Origin of the sequence: Bradyrhizobium huanghuaihaiense, assembly GCF_007830635.1 — a bacterium.
In the GTDB taxonomy this organism is placed as follows: domain Bacteria; phylum Pseudomonadota; class Alphaproteobacteria; order Rhizobiales; family Xanthobacteraceae; genus Bradyrhizobium; species Bradyrhizobium huanghuaihaiense.
Genome location: NZ_VLLA01000077.1, coordinates 1 through 6,079, shown reverse-complemented (window position 1 = coordinate 6,079; position 6,079 = coordinate 1). Strand labels below are relative to the sequence as shown.

Annotated in this window: 8 protein-coding genes and 3 pseudogenes; 7 read left to right on the top strand and 4 right to left on the bottom strand. The window is 59.7% G+C overall.

Annotated features, from left to right (window positions below; translation table 11 throughout):
- The 3 genes and pseudogenes from IQ16_RS44565 to IQ16_RS44555 form a co-directional block, all read left to right on the top strand.
- Positions 1-304 (top strand): annotated as a pseudogene (locus tag IQ16_RS44565) (transposase); the annotation flags it as partial.
- Between the two features lie 74 nt (positions 305-378).
- Positions 379-780: pseudogene (locus IQ16_RS44560) on the top strand (TraB/TrbI/VirB10 family type IV secretion system protein); the annotation flags it as partial.
- Positions 777-1,067, top strand: coding sequence for a DUF2274 domain-containing protein (locus IQ16_RS44555; protein ID WP_011084496.1), 291 nt, complete (start codon positions 777-779; stop codon positions 1,065-1,067). The pseudogene IQ16_RS44560 and the gene IQ16_RS44555, both read left to right, overlap by 4 nt.
- On the opposite strand, the gene IQ16_RS44550 is transcribed toward IQ16_RS44555, so the two are convergent.
- Both IQ16_RS44550 and IQ16_RS44545 read right to left on the bottom strand, forming a co-directional pair.
- Positions 1,064-1,378 (bottom strand): hypothetical protein, encoded by a 315-nt coding sequence (locus IQ16_RS44550; RefSeq protein WP_011084497.1) that lies wholly within the window; start codon positions 1,376-1,378, stop codon positions 1,064-1,066. The genes IQ16_RS44555 and IQ16_RS44550 overlap by 4 nt on opposite strands.
- Positions 1,379-1,385: 7 nt before the next feature.
- A pseudogene (locus tag IQ16_RS44545) lies at positions 1,386-2,139 on the bottom strand (IS6 family transposase).
- A gap of 174 nt (positions 2,140-2,313) precedes the next feature.
- Here IQ16_RS44545 and IQ16_RS44540 point away from each other — a divergent pair.
- The 4 genes from IQ16_RS44540 (at position 2,314) to IQ16_RS47795 (ending at position 4,600) form a co-directional block, all read left to right on the top strand.
- Positions 2,314-2,502, top strand: a complete 189-nt coding sequence (locus IQ16_RS44540) for a hypothetical protein (protein WP_014498007.1) — start codon at positions 2,314-2,316, stop codon at positions 2,500-2,502.
- 325 nt (positions 2,503-2,827) lie between these two features.
- Positions 2,828-4,207, top strand: coding sequence for an aspartate aminotransferase family protein (locus IQ16_RS44535; RefSeq protein WP_035668747.1), 1,380 nt, complete (start codon positions 2,828-2,830; stop codon positions 4,205-4,207).
- 55 nt (positions 4,208-4,262) lie between these two features.
- A complete protein-coding gene (locus tag IQ16_RS44530; RefSeq protein ID WP_370141017.1) occupies positions 4,263-4,493 on the top strand; it encodes a dTDP-4-dehydrorhamnose 3,5-epimerase family protein in 231 nt (76 codons plus the stop codon).
- Positions 4,403-4,600, top strand: a complete 198-nt coding sequence (locus tag IQ16_RS47795; RefSeq protein ID WP_018648901.1) for a dTDP-4-dehydrorhamnose 3,5-epimerase family protein — start codon at positions 4,403-4,405, stop codon at positions 4,598-4,600. Before IQ16_RS44530 ends, IQ16_RS47795 begins: the two co-directional genes overlap by 91 nt.
- Positions 4,601-4,931: 331 nt before the next feature.
- Here IQ16_RS47795 and IQ16_RS44525 read toward each other — a convergent pair whose 3' ends face one another.
- A complete protein-coding gene (locus IQ16_RS44525; RefSeq protein ID WP_011084500.1) occupies positions 4,932-5,435 on the bottom strand; it encodes a type II toxin-antitoxin system YhaV family toxin in 504 nt (167 codons plus the stop codon).
- Positions 5,432-5,773, bottom strand: a complete 342-nt coding sequence (locus IQ16_RS44520; RefSeq protein ID WP_026312989.1) for a type II toxin-antitoxin system PrlF family antitoxin — start codon at positions 5,771-5,773, stop codon at positions 5,432-5,434. The genes IQ16_RS44525 and IQ16_RS44520 overlap by 4 nt, the downstream gene beginning before the upstream one ends.
- Positions 5,774-6,079: the final 306 nt, after the last annotated feature.

Sequence of the window (6,079 nt, the reverse complement as noted above, 5' to 3'; positions counted from 1 at the left end):
CTGCGGCTCCCGATGTCCTGGCGCTCGCGCCACCCATGAGCGTGCTCCTCGCCAAGGGTATGATGGCGACAAGCTTCGCGGCGCAATCATTCGTCGTGGCGCCAAGCCCGTAATCCCCAATAAATCTAACCGTGTCGTCATCCATCGCTTCAACAAACGCGCCTACAAAGGACGAAATGTCATCGAACGCTGCTTTGGCAGGCTCAAGGACTTCCGGCGCATCGCCACGCGATATGACAAGCTCGCCCGTAATTTTTTGGCCGCTGTTCATCTCGCCGCTCTCGTCGCATATTGGCTCAATTGAGTCTGGACCCTAGTTCAAGCAAAGCCCAAACTGCACCGAGAGCGCGCCCACGCCAGTCAGATCATCGCCTAAAAAGCGGCCGTGCGGACGGCCAGAGTCGAATCCTCTTGGTCTGGACTCGCATCATCATACCGGACGGCAACTCGATCGTGCTGGAGCGCCAGCCGGGCGCCGACAGTGGTGGTTATGCCGGACTCGAGGACGATGTCGACAACCACTGGGGCATGCTATTCAAGGCCGCCGTTCTCTCGACCATGCTCAGCGTCGGAGCAGAGGCGGCACGAGCCAAATGAGAACAACCTCGTTCAAGCGATCCGTAGCGGTGCGTCCATCAGCATCAGCCAGACCGGCCAATTGGTCGTGCAGCGTCAGCTCAACATCCAGCCGACGCTGACCATCCGGCCAGGTTTCCGGTCCGCGTGATCGGCACGCGCGATTTGGTGCTGGCGCCCTACAGCAATGGAGGAGCGCCATGACGAAGCTCAAGCTTGGGCCGCTTGAAGACGACAAGCCAGTCAAGCTCACGACCGAGCTGCCGGCGGCGGTCTTTAGGGATCTCAGAAGCTACGCCGAGATCCTGACGCATAGCGTAGGTCTGATGACGCGGACCGAGCCTGCTAAACTGATTGCGCCGATGATCGAGCGTCGCATGGCGACCGACCGCGCCTTCGCGAAAGCACGGCGAAATACACTCAGCTCGCACCTCGGTCATAGCGTTCACGACGCAGGTCAAGAAACGGACGCAACGATGGATTGCCGTTAGCTTGCCGCCAGTAAGCGCGAAAGCTGAGCACAGGGTTTGCCGGTTCGGGAAGGCAAGGCGTCCAGCCATAAGATGTATTGGCCGAACAATTCGGTCGTCAAATCGGCCGGCGCCTGAACCCTGCCGCTATCGGCGAGAAAGCGGGCAAAGAACTTCAGTGCTTTCCAGCATTGGTGACGCGTGCTAGGTGACGACGATGCATGATGCCCCCGGAACGCCTCGGCATAGGGAGCAACAAATTCGGCTGGAAGATTGGGTTGCCCGAGGTCGAACCGCTGCGCCGGTTCGCCCCACGCATCCCGGAACGGCATCGTCAACTTAATCGACCGCCGAGCCGAAGGCGGCGATTCTCAGAGGTCGAGATTCGGCGATAGCGCTTGTCATGGAGATCTCGCGCCAAGTCGCAAAGGCTCGCTCGCGCGAAGCACGACGGAAGTCGGCGGTGGCGGCTCCGGCATAGGGGATGTGGAAAAGGTTCGCGACCTGATCGTGAACTGACAGAAAGCGTTGAGCCTGATGGGACGATTTGAAACGCTTCATGATCCGCTCGCGTCGGCTGATGAGAATTTTCGGCCCGATTGTTGAGAGCTTTGTGCTGGCGATGTTCGACGTGAAAGCCCATCTTCGCCCTCGCAGCGCCGTACGAACGCAGCTTATCCGTGATCATCACGCGCGGCGGCGTGCCGGCGGATTTCAAGAGCTTCTTCATGAGAAGCTGCGCAGCGCGCGAGTCTCTTCGGCGCTGGATCAAGACGTCGAGAACGAAGCCATCCTGGTCGACAGCGCGCCAGAGCCAATGTTGTTCGCCCGCGATCGAGATAACGACCTCGTCCAGATGCCATTTGTCACCGCGGGCGGGAGCGCGCTGGCGGATCCGATCGGAGAACGGCTTGCCGAATTTCCGTCCCCACTGGCGCACGGTTTCATAGGTCACGCCAATGCCACGCGCCGCCAGCATTTCCTCGACCATGCGCAAGCTTAAGGGAAACCGGAAATACAACCAAACGGCATAGCTGATCACTTCCGGTGGGAAGCGATGGCGGCGATAAAGAGGGGCCCGGGCGGTCGGCATGCCGGTCGTCTACCCCATCGGCCACCCCTATTCGTTAACTTGACGGTGCCGGTTGGGAGTGAGCCTACAAGCTTTGGCAGGCGACCAACTCAACGAGTTAAGGTATTCTGGGGCAAACTCGGTCGCAGATCACCGCGCAAAGCCGGGACACCGACCAGATCAAGGAGATCACTGATGGCCCACAAGAAACTGGTCAATCAGAGCGGGTTGTTGCTTACAGTGTTACTCATCACGCGTGTTGGCTCGGAGCCCAACCAGTCCGTGACGACGCGCGGCAGCAGCTGGGATAACGTGCTAAACACACATGACACGCTGGCCTTTAGCGGAGCGGACGGCCTGAACGTGGTGGGCTCGAATACGTAACCGCGGTCCACGGCGCTACGACCACCGACTCTCTACGGCCTGAACGCCGCCGGCAGTTTGATGGAAGCTCCCGTCGGCGACTAACGCGTCCCGGAAATCCGACGCTTTGTCGTGCTGAACATCGTCACCTTTCTGTGATCACTTCCAGACAGTGCGTCGCGCCGCCAGTTAAGCCTGTGGTCAGGCATAGGCAAAAGCGAATCCCTTTAAAGCGATCGTCAACGACGACTATCGCAAGGCCCAGAGAAGCCGGAAACGGACCGGCGCTTCCCCACATGATGCTCCGGTCCCTATCCAATTCTGAACCGATGATGTGACGCCGACCATGCTGCCCAGTTCTCAACAGGCCCGAGATGTGGCCTATCAGCTTCACGCCTATACCAACGCGCGGTCGCACCAACGGGCCGGGCCGCTCATAATTGAACGCGGCGAGGGCCCCTACGTCTTCGACACGGCAGGAAAACGCTACCTCGATGCGATGGCCGGTCTCTGGAGTGCGGGTCTTGGCTTCAGCGAAAAGCGGCTTATCGAAGCCGCGCATCGCCAGATGCAAATCCTGCCATTCTATCATACCTTCGCATCACGATCGAATGGGCCTTCCATCGCGCTTGCCGAGAAGCTGGTGAAGATGTCTCCGGTGCCAATGAGTAAGGTGTTCTTCACAAATTCCGGCTCGGAAGCGAACGATACGGTGTTGAAGCTGATCGCCTATCGATCGAATGCAGCGGGCCAGCCTCAGCGCAAGAAGGTCATCAGCCGGTTGCGCGGCTATCACGGCGTCACGATCGGTGCGGCAAGCCTGACCGGATTTCCAGACAACCACCGCTCTTTCGATCTGCCGCTCCCCAACATTATGCACACGGGCTCCCCCCATTTCTACAAGGACAGCCGTGCGGGCGAATCGGAGGAGACCTTTGCTACGCGTCGGGCCGAGGAGCTCGAGTCGCTGATTCAGCGCGAAGGTGCCGATACCATTGCAGCATTCTTCGGTGAGCCTGTCATGGGCGCGGGCGGCGTCATCGTTCCGCCGCCGACTTACTGGGACAAAATTCAAAGTGTGCTAAAAAAGCATAGCATCCTTTTGGTCGCTGATGAGGTGATTTGCGGCTTTGGCCGGACAGGAAAAATGTTCGGTTGCGAAACCTACAACATCGCGCCCGATGTAATCGTGGTGTCGAAGCAGCTCACGTCCAGTTATTTTCCGTTATCTGCGATCATAATGAATGACTACATGTTCGAACCAATCGCGGACGAGAGCAATAAGGTTGGACTGCTGGCTCATGGCTTCACGGGCGGTGGTCACCCGGTCGGAGCCGCCGTAGCGCTCGAAAACCTCAAACTCATCGAGGAGCGGGGTCTGATTGCGAACGTTGGCCGCATCGGGGCCTACATGCAGGAACGGCTGCGCACGCTCGTTGACCATCCACTCGTTGGGGAGGTCCGTGGCGTTGGCCTTATTGCGGCAATCGAGCTGGTGCTGGACAAGAAACGGAAAGTCGCCGCTACTACTCCGGGCGATGTTGGCAGCATTGCGAGCCGGTTGCTGCACGAGCGAGGGATCATCGTGCGGAATGTAGACGATGCATTGTCGATATGCCCACCTCTGATCGTCAACAAGGATCAAATCGACGAGCTCATCGACGGGATCACGGGCATGCTCCACGATCTTAAGGCGACTGTAGTTAATTGTCGCGAGCCTCACTAGCGTTCACTCAACTCCGCTTAGTGCGCCGCGAGTCCGATTGTCTGGACATCCATCAATGAGGGGCAAGGTGCTCGACCTCGCGGTCGACGTCCGCGTCCGGAGCCCGAATTTCGGACGCTACGTTGCCGCCGAATTAAGCGAGCATAACCGGCGGCAACTATGGGTTCCGCGCGGATTCGCGCACGGTTTCGTTGTGTGCTCTCAGAGACCGCGGACTTTTTCTACAAATGCGATGATTTCTATAATCCGGAGAACGAGGTTTCGATCCGCTGGGACGACCCGGTGATCGGTATAAACTGGGGTATCAAAAAGCCGTCGCTCTCGGCCAAGGACGCGGCCGCGCCGCTGCTTGCCGACATCCAAAACTTCCATTGTACGGGCGGATACTGGTGACGGGAACCCGCGGGCAGGTCGGAGGTGCATTGATGCCCGCAGGTAAAGGGGATCGAGGCTGAAGTATTGGAAGGTTGAGGAACACGAACCGGTTCACCCGCATCGGAGGGCTGAAATGTCGCCTCCGTCTACACGGCTTAACAGGTGGAATGCTGATGATGATGTCGCCGGACAGTCGGCGCATTCGCCGCTGCCTTTGGGCGTAGCCGACAGCTGGATGGTGGGCATTTCACGGACTCTTCCTGGCCGAATCGTGTCTCTCGCTGCAGACCGGTGCCGGCGGCGCGGGCCGGATCAGCGGGCGGTCGCGGCCGAACGAGGCCAGCTGGGGTCATCTCCCGCGCGTCGAGCGCGATAGACGCGTCTTGGATTCGCCAGTCGAGGCCGCGGCTACGAGTTCGTTCCACGAGTCCGGCGGGTTCCCGCGGTCCAGCATCTTCCTGAACACGGCGTAGGCGTCGTTCGCGCTCTCGTAGGCGCGCAGCGTCGAGTCGTCGTTCACCCAGGCGAGAACGATGATCTTGGCGTCCGCCGATTGCTGATAGCGGAAGAACAGGCGGAACTGCTGCAGCAATTTCGCGCGGAACCAGTGCTTGTACTCGTCGCCGAGAGTGCCGCCCTGCCGATAGACGTCACGCGTTGGGTCACTCGGAATGTCGTCGAACGCCACCTTCAAGACAGCCGACAGGAGCTTCGCGGCGCGCTTCTTCTTGTATCCCTTCGGATCCTTCTTGCGCGCCTTCTCGACCGCCGCGATCATAGTCTCGAACTGGTCGAGAAATAGCGGATGGGCGTAGACCGTCCAACCGTTAACCCCGAAGGTGTCGTCGCTCACGTATCGTCTTCCGGCAGCGCCGCGTCGAGATCGACCTTAACACCCTTGACCAAGCCCTTGCCGCGCGCGACCAGCGACTTCGGCACCGGCCGGATCCGGGCTGGCTCGCTCCCCATGTCGCGGGCCAGGAACGCGAGGAACGTGCCGATCACCGGATCGCCGTGGTCGGCGCTCAACTGCTTCTTCGCGATCACAACGGTGCCGTCAGCGAGCCCCCGAAACACGACCTGGTCGCGCTTTCCCAGGGCCAGCATTTTGCGGATGGCGGCGGGCACGGTCGTCTGGCCGCGGTCTGTGATGGTCGCGGGGATCGAGAGGATTTCGGCGGTCTTGGCCATAGCGGCTCCTTGCGTCGTCACGACATCCCAATGTAATGCATCTGCATTGTAAGTCAAGTCTGCCTGGGTGCCTCGAGATGGCCGCAAACTGGCGATTCCGCCGTCTGGTGGAGTTGGCGCTGAAGCTCAACGAGAATGATGCACAATTGCCCGCCTCCAATGCCGCTGCTACAGCTGTGGCTCGGGGGTCTGCGCGAATGAATGGAAACTATAGAGCTGGCCCCGCAAATTCGGACAGTAGCTTGAGTGGATTTTCTGCCTGACAGCGGCGAGGATTCTTGCTGCGAATCAGGAGCGAAGATGACG